15 protein-coding genes are annotated in these 14989 nt (G+C 61.1%); 13 read left to right on the top strand and 2 right to left on the bottom strand.

All coding sequences use genetic code 11. The features are described 5' to 3' along the window. Positions 1–83 precede the first annotated feature (83 nt). A complete protein-coding gene (locus FEZ63_RS07830; RefSeq protein ID WP_150943081.1) occupies positions 84–515 on the top strand; it encodes a transposase in 432 nt (143 codons plus the stop codon). Between the two features lie 13 nt (positions 516–528). On the opposite strand, the gene FEZ63_RS07825 is transcribed toward FEZ63_RS07830, so the two are convergent. Continuing rightward, positions 529–903 (bottom strand): nuclear transport factor 2 family protein, encoded by a 375-nt coding sequence (locus FEZ63_RS07825; protein ID WP_150943079.1) that lies wholly within the window; start codon positions 901–903, stop codon positions 529–531. A gap of 102 nt (positions 904–1005) precedes the next feature. On the opposite strand from FEZ63_RS07825, the gene FEZ63_RS07820 reads away from it, so the two are divergent. From FEZ63_RS07820 to FEZ63_RS07790, 7 genes are all read left to right on the top strand, one after another. Continuing rightward, positions 1006–1485, top strand: a complete 480-nt coding sequence (locus tag FEZ63_RS07820; protein WP_150943077.1) for a MarR family winged helix-turn-helix transcriptional regulator — start codon at positions 1006–1008, stop codon at positions 1483–1485. Positions 1486–1819: 334 nt separating this feature from the next. Next, positions 1820–2863 (top strand): extracellular solute-binding protein, encoded by a 1044-nt coding sequence (locus FEZ63_RS07815; protein ID WP_150943075.1) that lies wholly within the window; start codon positions 1820–1822, stop codon positions 2861–2863. Between the two features lie 245 nt (positions 2864–3108). Beyond that, on the top strand, positions 3109–4329 hold the full coding sequence (hutI, locus tag FEZ63_RS07810; protein ID WP_150943073.1) for an imidazolonepropionase: 1221 nt from the start codon (positions 3109–3111) through the stop codon (positions 4327–4329). Further along, a complete protein-coding gene (gene hutH / locus FEZ63_RS07805) occupies positions 4326–5870 on the top strand; it encodes a histidine ammonia-lyase (RefSeq protein WP_244622696.1) in 1545 nt (514 codons plus the stop codon). Before hutI ends, hutH begins: the two co-directional genes overlap by 4 nt. 96 nt (positions 5871–5966) lie before the next feature. After that, positions 5967–7631, top strand: a complete 1665-nt coding sequence (hutU, locus tag FEZ63_RS07800) for a urocanate hydratase (protein WP_150943071.1) — start codon at positions 5967–5969, stop codon at positions 7629–7631. Between the two features lie 47 nt (positions 7632–7678). After that, positions 7679–8266 (top strand): HutD/Ves family protein, encoded by a 588-nt coding sequence (locus FEZ63_RS07795; protein ID WP_150943070.1) that lies wholly within the window; start codon positions 7679–7681, stop codon positions 8264–8266. A 9-nt stretch (positions 8267–8275) separates the two neighbouring features. Beyond that, positions 8276–9235, top strand: coding sequence for a UTRA domain-containing protein (locus FEZ63_RS07790; protein ID WP_150943069.1), 960 nt, complete (start codon positions 8276–8278; stop codon positions 9233–9235). 87 nt (positions 9236–9322) lie between these two features. Here FEZ63_RS07790 and FEZ63_RS07785 read toward each other — a convergent pair whose 3' ends face one another. Continuing rightward, positions 9323–10060 carry an aspartate/glutamate racemase family protein gene (locus FEZ63_RS07785; protein WP_244622695.1) on the bottom strand — a complete coding sequence of 246 codons (738 nt, stop codon included), beginning with the start codon at positions 10058–10060 and terminating at the stop codon, positions 9323–9325. A 276-nt stretch (positions 10061–10336) separates the two neighbouring features. Between FEZ63_RS07785 and FEZ63_RS07780 the strand changes: the two genes are divergently transcribed. From FEZ63_RS07780 to FEZ63_RS07760, 5 genes are read left to right on the top strand one after another with little or no spacing between them, the layout of a single operon-like run. Then, positions 10337–11443, top strand: a complete 1107-nt coding sequence (locus FEZ63_RS07780) for an NAD(P)/FAD-dependent oxidoreductase (RefSeq protein ID WP_150943068.1) — start codon at positions 10337–10339, stop codon at positions 11441–11443. After that, a complete protein-coding gene (locus FEZ63_RS07775; RefSeq protein ID WP_150943067.1) occupies positions 11427–11729 on the top strand; it encodes a (2Fe-2S)-binding protein in 303 nt (100 codons plus the stop codon). The genes FEZ63_RS07780 and FEZ63_RS07775 overlap by 17 nt, the downstream gene beginning before the upstream one ends. Beyond that, the gene (locus FEZ63_RS07770; RefSeq protein ID WP_150943066.1) at positions 11726–13159 is read left to right on the top strand and encodes an FAD/NAD(P)-dependent oxidoreductase; all 1434 of its coding nucleotides are present in this window, start codon (positions 11726–11728) and stop codon (positions 13157–13159) included. Before FEZ63_RS07775 ends, FEZ63_RS07770 begins: the two co-directional genes overlap by 4 nt. After that, on the top strand, positions 13156–13707 hold the full coding sequence (locus tag FEZ63_RS07765) for a TIGR02444 family protein (protein ID WP_150943065.1): 552 nt from the start codon (positions 13156–13158) through the stop codon (positions 13705–13707). The genes FEZ63_RS07770 and FEZ63_RS07765 overlap by 4 nt, the downstream gene beginning before the upstream one ends. Continuing rightward, positions 13704–14963, top strand: coding sequence for a DUF3422 domain-containing protein (locus FEZ63_RS07760; RefSeq protein WP_150943064.1), 1260 nt, complete (start codon positions 13704–13706; stop codon positions 14961–14963). Before FEZ63_RS07765 ends, FEZ63_RS07760 begins: the two co-directional genes overlap by 4 nt. Positions 14964–14989: the final 26 nt, after the last annotated feature.

Genomic DNA, 14989 nt, shown 5'->3' with positions numbered 1-14989 from the left:
CCCTAGGGCTCAAACCCAATCAAAGGCTTGAGGCGGAGCAGCTTTCCTGATTCACGGATGGCGTGGATCACGGGAGGTGGCGCATGGCGCTGTTCTGGTTGTCGGATGAGGCGTGGGCGGCGATCGAGCCGCATCTGCCGAGGAACCAACCTGGCGCCAGGCGCGTCGACGACCGACGGGTGATCTCCGGCATCCTTCACGTGCTGAAGGTGGGCTGCCGCTGGTGTGACTGCCCGACCGACTACGGGCCGTCGACGACTGTGTACAACCGGTTCAACCGCTGGTCCCGCCGAGGCTTCTGGCTCCGCGATTCTGGCGCCGTTCCCGTCATCCCCGGCCGGCGCAGCCGCAAGCGCGCCATCTGCTATGACAAGGAACGTTATCGCGGCCGACACCTCATCGAGAACGCCTTCTGCCGCCGCAAGGACTTCCGCCGCGTCCACCGCTACGACAAACTTGCCGCCAACTTCCTCTCAGGCGTCGCCCTTGCCACCGCTATAGCGTTCTGGCTCTAAACGGGTCTGGGCTCTAGGTAGCATCCTGGATGTCGAAGCGAGCCACCTTGCCTTCTCGAAGACGGAATACGTGTCCGACCGTCTTGTCTTTAAGCCCGTGCGTCTGCCCCTCGAGCGGTTTGCCTTCGAGATCGCGGACGGACTGCCGAACCTCTGCGATGATCGCGCCATCCGCAGTTCGATGAAAACCCACAGGCTCGACGTGCGGACTGACCATGGTCCATTGGCGCGTCCAGTACTCGCGTACGGCCTCGCGGCCATGAACGTAGCCACCATCCATACCGTTGGCCCAAGCGACATCGTCGGTGAGCGCGGTCATCACGCCGTCTATGTCCCGCGCGTTAAAGCGATCGTAGATGCGTTCAAGGACTTTGACGTCATCGTCCACTGGGTCTCTCCTTGCATAGTACGGATGTTGCGTTAAAGGCCAACTCATTTATATATGTACGTATGCATCACGGTGGCGGTGGGTGCAAGGGATGAAAATGCGATGGACCTAGATGTGCTCGCGACGCCTGGGCACCTGATCAGTCTCGCGGCGCGCGGCTTCGCCCGCCTCAGCGAAGCGCGGCTCAAGCCGCTTGGCTTCGGCGTTGGACAACTGCCTGTGCTGGTCGCGCTTCAGGATGGCCGGGCGAGCACGCAACGTGATCTCGCCCGCTTCGCCAAGATCGAGCAGCCGCCGATGGCGCAGATGCTCGCCCGCATGGAGCGAGACGGGCTGATTCAGCGCGCGCCTGACCCGACCGATGGGCGTAGCAGCCGCATCACACTGACGGAGGTGGCAGAAGCGCGCCTGCCGGACGCGGTTGCTGCCTTACTCCGAGGTAATCATGAGGCACTCCGCGACTTCACAGACGAGGAGGCCGGGCTGCTCATTGCCCTGCTCACGCGCTTGATCGCAAACCTTGATCGGCTCGTGAGCGTCGAAGCGTCGCCCGGCACGCCAATTTCTGAGAAGGGAGACTGATCGGACCGTCCGTTGGAGGCTGATTGAGTCCGAACCCTAATACACGGTATTTTCCGGTAGACGAAACGTCGGCCGTGAATGTGGATCCGACACCGCGCTGCATTCGGGGCGCCAAGGCTCGCAAGTCCCATTCAATTCGACGACACCCGCCGGCACCTCCCTCAGGAGCAGGTAACCGGCCAGGCATGTTTTCAAAAAACAAACATGTTGCATAGACATTAACGGAATGTTGTGGCCACATATGAAAATCAGTCGCTGCGCGCACTCGTTTTTCCGTCCTGCCCGACGAGGGACGCGTGCGAGAGGTGGCGAGTGACGGATTTCGGAGAGACCCATGAACACATATTCGTCAGCTGCTCCCGTTACCGCGGCGCTGCCATCAGGATCGCCATCGCGGAATGCGGGTGAGCGTGTGTTGCGCGTTACCACGTGGAGCGGGAGTTATCGGGAAACCTACGAGAGTCTCGTCACCGAGTTTGAATCCATCCACGATTGCAAGGTGCAATGGGTGGTCGGTTCAAGCGCAGATCACCTGACCAACTCGCGCCTTGGATATGTGGATGTTGCAACCAACACGTTGCTGAATTCCATCGCGGGCGAGAAGGAAGATCTATGGGAACCGCTCGATGCGACCCAAGTGCCGAACATGAAAAATCTCTACCCGAATGCGATCCATTCACCCTACACGATCTTCGCCAATGTCGGCGATTATGTGCTCGTCTACGATTCAACCCATGTGACCGACGGACCAACATCGTGGGATGCTCTGTGGGATCCCAGATACAAGAACCGCGTCGTCATTCTTGGGCTCGACCAAAGTTCGTCGCTCAGCCTTGCGGTGCTTCAATCCCAGAAGGCGGGTGGAAGCATCGACGACATGCAGCCCGGCCTGAAGCGGATGGCCGCGCTTATTGAGAGCGGAAATCTCATCCGCCTGGCCGATTCCGAAAGCGAGGTCGTTTCGTCGCTGCAGGCAGGGAACGCTTGGCTCGCCGTGTTGCCGGCGGGGCGTGTGAAGGAGCTCTGGCAGAACAGAGCCAACAATATCAAGATCGCTCGACCGAGCGAGGGAACCTTTCCGCTGATCTCAACGGTCAATGTCACTCGGTCCGCAACCGACCTGACGTTGGCCATGGCGTTTGTAAATCACGTCTTGAGCCAAACCTGGCAGGAGGCGTTTGCCCTCAACAGCATTTACGCACCCGTCGTGGCAAATGCCGTGATCCCGAAGGACTTCGCGTATGGAGAGCTTCTCGTCCAGAATGAAGCGTTCCGGCGTCTTTTCCTACCCGATCAGGATAAAGTCGTCGCGCAGAAGGCGTCATGGCTCGAGGTGCTCAACAACCTGCCGGGCAACGCGAAATCGCTCGCCCGGTAAGCGCGGAAGTTTCAACAGAGACGAGCGCCGGCATCACGTGGTGACGTGGCACTGCGGTGAGAGGCTTGTCTCAAGCCGGATGAGCGGCCGACTTCTCCATGGAATGCTCTCAGGCTCGGGAACCCCAAGCCGAGAAGGCCATGTCGACGCATGCATGGCGCCACCGGCAGGTGTCGGAATAATTGTATAGACAAGACACCCTGCCTGCAATTATCTAGGATCGAAATGGAGCTCTGGAGCGCGTGATGTCTGACACGGCCCCCCACTTTGACAGGATCTGGCTGAATGCCCAGCTCGCCACGCTGGCCGGTGCCGCCGGCGGGCTCGGCGAAGTGAAAGCGGCCGCCATTGCCTGCGCGAATGGACGCATCGCGTTCGTCGGGCCGATGGCGACCTTGCCGGATGGCTGGGAGGCCGGTGAGACGATCGATTGCGAAGGTCGCTGGATTACACCGGGACTTATCGACTGTCACACGCATCTGATCTTCGGCGGCAACCGGGCAGCCGAGTTCGAGATGCGATTGCGGGGCGTTGGGTACGAAGATATTGCCCGCGCGGGCGGCGGCATTGTTTCGACGGTCAAGGCCACGCGTCAGGCGAGCGAAGACGATCTCGTGAGGGCCGCTCTCCCACGCCTCGATCATCTCATCGCCGAGGGTGCCACCACGATCGAGGTCAAGTCGGGTTATGGACTCGATACGCAGAACGAACGGAAAATGCTGCGCGCGGCGCGACGTCTCGGCGACGAACGGCCTGTCTCCATCATCACCACGTTTCTGGGCGCTCATGCGCTTCCACCGGAAGCGACCGACCACGATTCGTATATCGATGAACTTTGCTGCGAAACGCTTCCGACCATCGCCGGCGAGGGTCTTGCAGATGCGGTCGATGCGTTCTGCGAAGGCATCGCTTTCTCTCCGGAGCAGGTGGAGCGCTTCTTCACGGCAGCCAAGATTGCCGGCTTGCCGGTGAAGCTGCACGCCGATCAGCTTTCCAATCTGCACGGCGCGAAGTTGGCCGCCGATTTCCGGGCATTGTCCGCCGACCACGTCGAATATACCGACCAAACAGGCGCGGCGGCGATGGCCAAGGCCGGTACGGTCGCGGTCCTGCTGCCCGGCGCCTTCTATACCCTGCGCGAGAAACAGCAGCCGCCGATAGAGGCTTTTCGCCGGCACGGCACGCGGATTGCAATCGCAACGGATTGCAATCCCGGCACCTCGCCGCTGACGTCGCTGCTGCTCACCATGAATATGGCGGCGACACTCTTCCGGCTGACGGTTGACGAATGCCTTGCGGGTGTGACCCGGGAGGCAGCGCACGCTTTGGGCAGGAGCGGCGAGATCGGCACCCTTGAATGCGGAAAGTGGTGCGACCTCGCCATCTGGGACATCGAACATCCGGCCGAGCTTGTTTATCGCCTCGGCTTCAATCCGCTGCATACTCGAATTTGGAGAGGGAAGTGACAGATACTTTCACGCTTGAACCCGGATCTGTACCGCTGTCCACCTGGCATGCGATCTACCGGGGTGCCGATGTCCAACTTGCTGCGAGCTGCAGACCTGCAGTCGAGGCCAGCGCCAGGACGATCCAATCCATCATCGCCAAAGGTGCGCCGGTCTATGGCATCAATACGGGCTTTGGGAAGCTCGCGAGCGTGCGCATCGCTGATGCCGATCTGGTCGCGCTCCAGCGCAATATCGTGCTGTCGCATGCAGCGGGTGTCGGCGAACCGCTCCCGGTTTCAGTCACAAGACTTATCCTTTCGTTGAAGCTTGCCAGTCTCGCGCAAGGCGCTTCCGGCGTCCGGTGGGAAACGATCGAGTTTCTGACCACATGCCTGGCGAAGGGACTCGTACCGGTCATTCCCGGACAGGGATCAGTCGGAGCTTCGGGCGATCTCGCACCTCTGGCGCATATGACCGCGGCGCTCATGGGTGTCGGCGAGATGGTGGTCGCAGGCGAACGCCTGCCGGCCGAAACCGCACTTTCGCGGGCTGGATTGGAGCCATTGACGCTCGGTCCAAAAGAAGGCCTGGCGCTTCTCAACGGAACGCAAGTCTCGACTGCGCTCGCATTGGCGGGTCTGTTCGAAGCCGAACGCGCTTTTCAGGCCGCGCTCGTCACCGGAGCTCTTTCGACGGATGCGGCAAAGGGGTCGGACAGCCCGTTCGATCACAGGATTCAGGCACTGCGTCGCCACCAGGGCCAGATCGAAGTCGCCGCGTCCCTGCGCCATCTGATTTCCGGTAGCGGGATTCGCGCCTCGCACCTCGTCAACGACGAGCGGGTGCAGGATCCGTATTGTGTGCGTTGCCAACCGCAAGTGATGGGCGCTTGCCTTGATCTCCTCCGGCAAGCGGCTCACACGCTCGCGCTGGAGGCAAATGGCGTCTCCGACAATCCGCTGGTTTTTGCGGAAACCGGCGAGGTGATTTCCGGCGGCAATTTCCACGCCGAGCCGGTGGCCTTCGCGGCGGACATGATCGCCATGGCGCTGTGCGAGATCGGTTCGCTTTCCGAGCGTCGCATCGCCATGCTGGTCGATCCTGCCCTGTCGGGACTTCCGGCCTTCCTGACGCCGAAGCCGGGGCTTAATTCCGGCTTCATGATCCCTCAGGTCACGGCCGCGGCTTTGGTCTCCGAGAACAAGCAGCGGGCCTTTCCGGCAAGCGTCGATTCAATCCCGACCTCCGCCAATCAGGAAGATCACGTGTCGATGGCAACCCACGGCGCGCGGCGGCTCCTGGCTATGGCGGAGAACACCGTCGGTGTCGTCGGCATCGAGTTGTTGACCGCGGCGCAGGGCTGCGACTTCCACAAGCCGCTCACCTCGAGCTCTCCCCTTGAGGCAGTCCGATCCACCGTACGGGCCGTTGTTCCAACGCTTGTCGACGATCGCTACTTTGCTCCCGATATCGCCGCCGCGATGACGCTCGTTCGCGCGGGGACATTGGCGGAGGCCGCCGGGCGCGACACGCTCCCTTCCGTCACCAACGCCGTCTGATGGCGGCGGATGACCTTCGACATCAACGCTGCCAGCGTGACCCATAGCACTATCGCGATGGCGGGCTCCGCCCCGTCGACTGACTGAGGATCTGTCATGACCCGTATCGATAACACCCGTGTCATCCGCGCCGATCACGGCACCGCCTTGTCGGCGAAAAGCTGGCTGACCGAAGCGCCGCTTCGCATGCTCATGAACAATCTCGATCCGGATGTTGCGGAGAAGCCCGGCGAACTCGTGGTCTATGGCGGCATCGGTCGCGCCGCGCGCGACTGGGAGAGTTTCGATCGCATCGTCGCCGCGCTCAAGACGCTCGAACAGGACGAAACCCTGCTGGTGCAATCCGGCAAGCCTGTGGGCGTCTTTCGCACCCATGCGGATGCGCCGCGTGTTCTGATCGCGAACTCGAACTTGGTGCCGCATTGGGCGAATTGGGACCATTTCAACGAACTCGATCGCAAGGGCCTGATGATGTACGGCCAGATGACGGCCGGATCCTGGATCTATATCGGATCCCAAGGCATCGTTCAGGGCACATACGAGACCTTCGTCGAAATGGGTCGTCAGCATTACGGCGGCAATCTTGCCGGCAAGTGGGTCCTGACGGCGGGGCTCGGCGGCATGGGAGGCGCGCAGCCGCTCGCCGCGACGATGTCCGGCGCGTCGTGCCTTGCGGTCGAATGCCAGGCGAGCCGGATCGAGATGCGCCTGCGCACGGGCTATGTCGACGTTCAGGCGAAGGATCTCGACGACGCCATTGCGATTATCGACAAAGCGCGCAAATCCGGCAAGGCGATCTCGGTGGCGCTCCTCGGCAATGCCGCTGAGGTCTTTCCGGAACTGGTTCGGCGCGGGATCCGGCCGGATTGCGTCACTGACCAGACCTCTGCGCATGATCCGGTCAACGGCTATCTCCCCAAGGGCTGGACGGTGGCCGAGTGGGAAGCCAAGCGCGAGACGGATCCGAAGGCCGTCGCCCAAGCGGCCAGGCACTCGATGGCAGAGCAGGTCCGCGCCATGCTCGACTTTCACCGGATGGGGATTCCGACTGTCGATTACGGCAACAACATCCGCCAAATGGCGCTGGAGGAGGGGGTTTCGGATGCCTTCGACTTTCCCGGATTCGTGCCGGCCTATATCCGCCCATTGTTCTGCCGCGGCATCGGGCCGTTCCGCTGGGCGGCGCTTTCCGGAGATCCGGAGGACATTTACCGGACCGACGCCAAGGTCAAGGAATTGCTGCCCGACAACAAGCATCTCCACAACTGGCTCGACATGGCAAGGGAGCAAATCAAGTTCCAGGGCTTGCCTGCACGGATCTGCTGGGTCGGCCTTGGCGACCGGCACCGCCTCGGACTTGCCTTCAATGAAATGGTGGCGAACGGCGAATTGAAAGCGCCGATCGTCATCGGCCGCGATCACCTGGATAGCGGGTCCGTCGCTTCGCCGAACCGCGAGACGGAAGCCATGAAGGATGGCTCGGATGCCGTCTCCGACTGGCCGCTGCTCAACGCATTGCTCAATTGCGCGTCCGGTGCGACCTGGGTTTCCCTCCACCATGGTGGCGGAGTCGGCATGGGTTTCTCTCAGCATTCCGGTATGGTCATTGCCTGCGACGGCACCCCGGATGCGGCGAGACGCATCGCAAGGGTCCTATGGAACGACCCTGCCACCGGCGTCATGCGCCACGCCGATGCGGGCTACGAGATCGCGCAGGAATGCGCTCGCGAGCACGGCCTCAATTTGCCGGGCCTACGCTGAGTCACGCTCGCGAGAGCGGGGCGGCATGAATTCGGTGAGGTGCCTTGATGCGTATCAGTCGCGCGGCCGATTACCGCTCGATGCCCTGGAAGAATGGGGCCGGAACGACGACCGTGATAGCGGTCTTTCCGGAAGGAGCGACGCTTGACGATTTCGACTGGCGCATCAGCCGGGCAAAGGTTGCGGCGCCGGGAGCGTTCTCGGCGTTCCCGAGCGTCAACCGGACCCTGTGTTTGCTCTCAGGCGAAGGCGTCATGCTGAAGGTTTCGGGGCAGGGGCGTCGGAAACTTGATGTTGCAAGCCCTCCCTTCACGTTTTCCGGTGACACGCCCGTCGATGCAGAACCGATCGGCGGGGCGGTCGAAGATCTCAACGTCATGACGCGGCGGGGACGGGTGAGCCATCGTGTAGAGAAGATCGGCGTTCGCTCCACGGTTCTGTTGCGTCGAAATGGCGAAGATGTGTTGATCCTGCACGCTTGCGGGGCCCCTCTGCGGGTGCGCTCGGACGATGGAACGGCCGACCTTCGACCGAACGACACCGTCCTGCTAGACAGTCGATCTCCATCTGCGATAGAAGTCAGTTCAGCAGAGAGCGCCGAATTTTTTCGCATCGATCTTCAATATATCCGATGATCGCCCCTGATGCATGGCAGAATCTGTGCCAGACGCCAAACAGCTGGATCGAAATGCGCCCAGTTCGTCACTCATGAGATACGAGACAGCACAGTGCACCGAGAGCCGCGCAGATCCACTCACGCTCGAAAGAGCCCGCAAGATAAAACTCCGCCGGCGCGAAAGCAAAAGGCTCGCAGCATTGTCGCCACCGCCGAAGCAACTAAAACCGCCCAGGAAAAAGCTAAAACCGCTCAGGAAAAAGCCAATCTGAAACTCGATGGCCAGGGACCGCTGTGGCGCCAGATCCGCACGGCCATCGAGCGTATGATTGCCAGTGGGGTTTGGCCGCCGGGTCATCCGATTCCGTCGGAATTCGAACTCATGGCGCGTTATGGCGCCGCGCGAATGACCGTGCACCGCGCCCTGCGGAGCCTTGCGGCTGACAACATCGTTCTTCGCAGGCGCCGGGCGGGCACGATCGTCGCCGAACGCGCGCCCGAGCGGCCCGTCTTCGAAATGTGGGACATCGCCGCGGAGGTGAAGCGAGCCGGCGACGAATACAGCTTCGTGGTCGTCGAACACGAATCCGTCGCCAAGGATGACGAGCGCAGGAAGCTCCTGGAGGTCGAGCCTTCGGTCGGGTTGGAATGGGTTGTCTGCGTCCACCTGTCGAACGGCATCCCGTTGCAGCTTGAAGAGCGCCTCTTTGCACCGAGCGCTATTCCAAAGGCGCTGAACAGGGATTTCGGCGCCGTGCCGCCCAAGGAGTATCTGCGCGACACACCCTGGACCGAGGCAGAGCATGTCATCTACGCCAAAAGCGCGCCGCGATACGTCGCGACTCACCTCAAGGTGCGGGCGGGCGCTGCAAGTCTCGTGGTCGAACGCCGAACCTGGAATGATTCAGGACCGGTCACGTTTGCACGGCTGTGGCATTGCGGAGAACGCTACCGGATCGCGGGACGATTCAAGCCAAACGCGACCTGATGCTCCATTTTTCTCCGACCGGAATTACCAATCTGGCGTCCGGCCGACGAAAATGATTGATCCGGCGCAGCGCCTGCGGAACGCGGCTTACGAACCGTAGGCGCGGGGTCTCAGCCCCGCATGGAACCACTCTACCAGCGTCACGATATCGTAAACCGGAAGACCGAACTTCCGCTGCAGGCTCGCGGAATAGGGCGGAAAATTGGCGCATTCGCTGACGAGCGCGCCGATATGGGGGTTGTCGTTGAGAAGACGCTCCGCAACATCGAGGACTTCGCTCTCCTGCTGCGAGAAATCCGGATCGAGCGCATTGGCTTTCATGTTTCGCCGGATGATTCCATCAGCCGGAAGTTCGCCGATCGGCAATCCGATCGGCGCACCCACTCCGGTGAAATGCGCATCCGTCAACGATGCTTTGTCGGAGACGAGGACGCCAACGGACTTGACCTTGGGCAACGTACTCTGCACCAACGGAATCTGCTGAAGACTTGAGGTTGCGATCGGCACGGGGCTGTGCGCCTGCAACTGGGGATGCAACGCCGAGAGAAAGCCGCACGTCGTCGTGATCCCGTCCACGCCGAGCGCCGCGAGATCGTCGATTGCGGTGCGGAACAGATCAATGACGGACTCGCACTTTTCCTCAATGACCTTCTGAGGCGTCGCGCCACGCACGACGGCGAACTGCACCGGAAAGCGCCACGTCGAGGCATTCGCGACATCGCCAGGGAGGCGCAAAAATCCGGTGTCGAGAACCAGGATCCCGATTGTCACCCCGTGCACCGGCCGGTGACGGAATGTGCCCATATGGAATTGTTCGGACGACATTGTAACCTCTGATACGATCGACCTGTATCCCAGGTGAGCTGCGTCGATCGACGTCGCGCTTCCCCACGAGAGAGCACATTCTTGGGGTTCGCCTCGACGATCCCGGTGGGCAGCAAGACACGGATCGGAGATCCGCTTTACATGCCCTGCTAATATGAATAGACATATCGCCGCGATTGGGCAAGTATGGCGTTCTCCAATCCACAGCCGATGATCGGGAGTTGGTCGCGGTGTCGGTGCGGAATCCTAGCGCATTCCTGATCGCGTGGAGGAAAAATGAAGGCCTATGATTTCATCGTTGTCGGTGGTGGCCTCATTGGATCCGCAATCGCCTGGGGCATCGCCCGGCAAGGCGCCAGTGTCGCATTGCTGGACGAAGGGGACACGGCCTTTCGCGCTGCCCGAGGCAATTTTGGCCTCGTCTGGCTGCAAGGCAAGGGCCTTGGCGCGCCCCCTTACATGCGCTGGAGCATCCGGGCAGGACGTCTCTGGGATGACCTGTCCGCCGAGCTTGCCAAAGTGACAGGGATGGATGTCGGCTGGCGGCGACCCGGCGGATTGCATTTTTGTTTCTCCGAAGCGGATATGGATGCGCGGCAGAAGGTGATTGAGCGAACGCGCGCGGAGGGCGGCGATCTCAGCATTCGGGTTCTCGATCGCGCCGATCTTAAAGGCATGGTTCGCGCAATCGGGGATAGCGTGGTCGGCGCTTCCTATTCGCCGGAGGATTCACACGTAAACCCGCTTCTGTTGCTGCGCGCCTTTCAAAGCGGGCTTCAACTGGCGGGGGGCGAGTATCATGCCGGATGCCCGGTCGCTGATATTATTCCGGGCAAGAGCGAGTTCACTGTCCTCTCCGGTGAGCGGCGATTCCATTGCCGCCAACTGGTGCTCGCAGCCGGCCTCGGGGGCGCGCGACTGGCACCCATGGTGGGAATGAACCTGCCGGTGAGGCCGCTGCGAGGCCAAATCATCGTCACGGAACGCCTGAAACCATTCTTCGGCTTTGTCGGAAACTCCGTTCGCCAGACGGTCGAGGGTTCTGTCCTTTTCGGGAGCAGCCAGGAGGATTCCGGTTTCGACGATGGCACGGATGTACGGACGATCCAGAAGCTCTCCGCCAACGGCGTGCGCGTCTTTCCCCAACTTGAGCAGGCCAATGTCGTGCGTGTCTGGGGATCCTTGCGCGTCATGACCCCCGACGGACTACCGGTTTACGAGCAATCGTCAAAATTCCCGGGGGCCTATATCGTCACCTGTCATAGCGGCGTCACGCTTGCGAGCGTCCACGCCCTCGATCTTGCTCCTGCGATCGCCAGCGGTCGACTTCCCGGTGACGTGAGCACATTCACATGCAGGCGATTTGATGTTCAAGCGGCTTGAGACGGACCATGAATCAGACCGGCGCGTCGTTCGACTGCGCTTTGAACATCAGGAAATTCTTGCCTCTCCGGGCGACAGCGTCGCTGCCGCTCTGCTCAGCGCCAGCGTTCCCAGGTTTCGTGACGCAGCAATCAGCGGTGAACCCCGCGCTCCCTATTGCATGATGGGCGTGTGTTTCGAGTGTCTGGTCGAGATTGACGGTATCGCCAACCAGCAAGCTTGTCTCGTCACCGTCCGGGAGGGAATGGCGGTTCGCCGTCAACGTGGAGCACGCGATATCCGATGAGCAACAATTGGGATGCGATCGTTGTCGGCGCAGGTCCTGCCGGAATGGCCGCAGCGACGTTGCTGAGCCAGCATAAGGCCCGGACGCTCCTCGTCGATGAGCAATCGGCACCGGGCGGTCAGATCTATCGCGCCACCGAGGCCAATCGCGACCAGACGGCGCTTCTTAAAGTTCTCGGCGACGACTACGTCTACGGGAATAGTCTTTCGACACGATTCCTCTCAAGCGGAACCACCTACTACGCCAACGCCGCCGTGTGGCAGATAACGCCGGGTGGAGAAGTCTGGATCACGCGCGTCGGCAGGGCCGAAAAGCTCAATGCTCGCAACATCATCCTCGCAACCGGTGCCATGGAGCGCCCGGTCCCGGTTCGCGGCTGGACGCTTCCGGGGGTCATGACAATCGGCGCGCTCCAGGTCATGCTGAAATCGGCTCGCCTGGTCCCGGCAGATCCACTGGTTTTGGCAGGTTGCGGCCCGCTCTTTTACCTTTTCGCTTATCAGTGCCTCGCCGCGGGCGCTCGTCCGCTTGCCTTGTTGGATACGACGCCGAATGCGAATATGCGGGCTGCTGCGCCCCTCCTGCCGCAGGCTTTTCTCGGTGAAGGTTGGCGCTATCTTGCAAAAGGGATCAAGCTTATGGCCGGTCTCCAGGGAAGCGGCGTGCCGATCTTTCGCGGCGTCAGCGACCTGAAGATCGAAGGTTCCGATTGCGCCACTAGTGTCTCCTTCGCGAGCCGTGGCAGAACTCACCATGTGCCCTGCAGACTTGTTGCCCTTCACGAGGGTGTCATCCCGCATCAGCAGCTTCCGCGCTCCATCGGATGTGAATTTGAGTGGGACGATTCGCAGCGTTGCTTCCGGCCGAAACTGGATCAATGGGGCCATACGACAATCGAGGGAATTTTTGTCGCCGGCGATAGTGGCGGCATCGTCGGTGCGCGCGCTTCCGAACATTCCGGGGAACTTGCAGCTCTCGCCGTGCTGGAACGATTGGGCGTCCTGTCGACAGGGGAGCGCGACACCGCCAGCACACCCGCGCTGAAAGCCCGGAAGGCACATCTCACGTCGCGCCGCTTTCTGGATCGACTCTACGTTCCGCGGCAGGACATTCTCAACCCGCCAGATGACGTCGTCGTCTGTCGCTGCGAGAATGTCCATGCCGGTGCAATCCGGCTCGCTGTCCGGCAAGGTTGTCTCGGACCCAACCAGACCAAAACCTTCCTTCGCTGCGGAATGGGTCCGTGTCAGGGACGCATCTGCGGCCCGACCGTCGTCGAAATTATCTCGCGCGCAACCCAGCGCAGCCCGGAGGCCGTCGGCTATTACCGCATCCGATCGCCGATCAAACCTGTGACTCTGGGCCAGCTCGCAGCACTCGACCAAGAGATATCGCGTCATGCCAATCAAGGACAGGACGTCCTGTCATGATGCACGAGAACGAACTGGAAGGCCCGCATTGGCAGTTTGCCCTGAACGTTTACGGCCGCCCGGGAGTGGCTCAGATATGCGTTGAATTGCAGGATCGAGTGGGTGTCGACGTCAATGTTTTGCTGATGGCGCTCTATCGTACGTATCACTCTTCGACCTCAGTATCTGAGATCGTCGTGCGCGAAATGAACAACGCGGTTGAAGAATGGCGGGACGATATTGTCGTCAACCTCCGCTCCATCCGCAGGAAAATGAAGGGAAAAAAATGGCCGGTCCCGCATGGCGCCGCCGAGGATCTCCGCAATCGCCTGAAATCCCTTGAACTCCTTGCCGAGCAGATTGAATTGGCAGCGCTCGCCGACATTACTGTCGACCTCCCTTGCGGGATCGCCGGAAGCCTGACCGGAGCATCGGCCGAAACGATCGGCAATGTCGTTGCTTACTATTTACAGAAGACTGCCTTGCCTGAGGAAGCGATAGTTGCTGATCTCTCCGGCAAGGTTTCGACAATCGCTGCCGCCGTGGTCGCTATACGCCATGAATCATGAACACGTCAGCGTCGCCCGATCATCGTCTGCGGCGGATCCTTCACGACGAATTGCACGCTCGGTCGTCTCTCTATTTCGAGGCGCCTGCGAATGTGTGGCACGTTGCCATGCTTATCGATCCCGCTATGGACGTTCCGCCCTCACTGCTGATATTGCCGGACGTCGAGGTTTCTCCGGACCGGCGGCACGGCATCGCGCCGCTGGGCGAGGGCAGGTTGAAATGGGAACGGCACACTGAGTTCCTGACACTCACGTTCGTGTTCCCCGCGCGGCCCGGACAACGTTGGTTGCAGGAGCCCGACAGGGCCGTCGCGCTGTGCAAAACAGTCGCTAGCGAGCGCATCGCCGCGGTCCACATTCGTGTCGAGACCCAAGAACACGGAGCAAGTATCCTGGGCACATGCGGATTTGTCGATCCCGTCGCCTCGCATGTCGGAGGCCGCGACGGAACGGCGTGGTCCGATTTCCGGCTGGACGCGGGCGGCTACGTCCGAATTCTCTTTGGTTGTCATCGGCTGAATGCCTATCGCACGGGGCGCATGGTGCGGCGGTTGCTGGAGATCGAAACCTATCGCATGATGGCCTTGTTGGGATTGCCGCTCGCCCGCGAGGCGGCCCAGAAGCTGAACCTGCTCGATGTGCGCCTGACCTCTCTGGTCCTGCAAATGCGAACTGAGACGCGGTCCGAAAAGGATCTCTTGTCCGACATCACTCGCCTGTCGTCGGAAGTGATGGGATTTATTGCATCCTCTCGAGATCGATTCAGCGCGACTGCTGCTTACGCCGAGCTGGTCATGGATCGGATTGCAGAGCTGCGGGAGGACCGTGTCGAGGGACACCAGCGCGTTGGAGTATTCCTCGAGCGCCGCTTCCGACCCGCGATTCGCACATGCGCGGTAACAGAGCGCCGCCTCGACCGATTGGCTGAAAGTGTCGCGCAAGCAGGAGATCTACTGCGGACAACCGTGCAGGTTGCGCTCGCGGAGCAGAACGCTGCCTTGCTGCATTCGGTGGAGCGGCGCGCCCGCACGCAGGTTCGTATCCAGCAGGCCGTCGAAGGTTTTTCCATTATCGCGATCAGCTACTATTTGATCAACTTGTTCAAGCTCGCTATGGACAGCGCCGTGAACCTAGGTCTGGACGGCAAGGGCGCCAAAAGCGCGATGTTGATCACTATTCCGGCGGTCCTCGCCGCGGTTGGATTGGTCGTCCGGAGAGTGCGGCGGGCGATTGCGGACGAGCAGGCGGGTTCATAGCAGTCGGGCCGCAAGGGATCGACGTC

The sequence above is a fragment of the Microvirga brassicacearum genome (assembly GCF_008757455.1).
GTDB classification, from domain to species: Bacteria; Pseudomonadota; Alphaproteobacteria; order Rhizobiales; family Beijerinckiaceae; genus Microvirga; species Microvirga brassicacearum.
This window is presented reverse-complemented; position numbering and strand designations above follow the sequence as displayed.

Excerpts from the sequence above, each read along its gene's own strand:
- FEZ63_RS07830 (WP_150943081.1), top strand. The coding sequence starts at position 84 with ATGGCGCTGTTCTGGTTGTCGGATGAGGCGTGGGCGGCGATCGAGCCG.
- hutU (WP_150943071.1), top strand. The coding sequence starts at position 5,967 with ATGACCCGTATCGATAACACCCGTGTCATCCGCGCCGATCACGGCACC.
- FEZ63_RS07780 (WP_150943068.1), top strand. The coding sequence starts at position 10,337 with ATGAAGGCCTATGATTTCATCGTTGTCGGTGGTGGCCTCATTGGATCC.
- FEZ63_RS07795 (WP_150943070.1), top strand. The coding sequence starts at position 7,679 with ATGCGTATCAGTCGCGCGGCCGATTACCGCTCGATGCCCTGGAAGAAT.
- FEZ63_RS07765 (WP_150943065.1), top strand. The coding sequence starts at position 13,156 with ATGATGCACGAGAACGAACTGGAAGGCCCGCATTGGCAGTTTGCCCTG.
- FEZ63_RS07785 (WP_244622695.1), bottom strand. The coding sequence starts at position 10,060 with ATGTCGTCCGAACAATTCCATATGGGCACATTCCGTCACCGGCCGGTG.
- FEZ63_RS07770 (WP_150943066.1), top strand. The coding sequence starts at position 11,726 with ATGAGCAACAATTGGGATGCGATCGTTGTCGGCGCAGGTCCTGCCGGA.
- FEZ63_RS07775 (WP_150943067.1), top strand. The coding sequence starts at position 11,427 with ATGTTCAAGCGGCTTGAGACGGACCATGAATCAGACCGGCGCGTCGTT.
- FEZ63_RS07760 (WP_150943064.1), top strand. The coding sequence starts at position 13,704 with ATGAACACGTCAGCGTCGCCCGATCATCGTCTGCGGCGGATCCTTCAC.
- FEZ63_RS07790 (WP_150943069.1), top strand. The coding sequence starts at position 8,276 with ATGCATGGCAGAATCTGTGCCAGACGCCAAACAGCTGGATCGAAATGC.
- FEZ63_RS07815 (WP_150943075.1), top strand. The coding sequence starts at position 1,820 with ATGAACACATATTCGTCAGCTGCTCCCGTTACCGCGGCGCTGCCATCA.
- FEZ63_RS07820 (WP_150943077.1), top strand. The coding sequence starts at position 1,006 with ATGGACCTAGATGTGCTCGCGACGCCTGGGCACCTGATCAGTCTCGCG.
- hutI (WP_150943073.1), top strand. The coding sequence starts at position 3,109 with ATGTCTGACACGGCCCCCCACTTTGACAGGATCTGGCTGAATGCCCAG.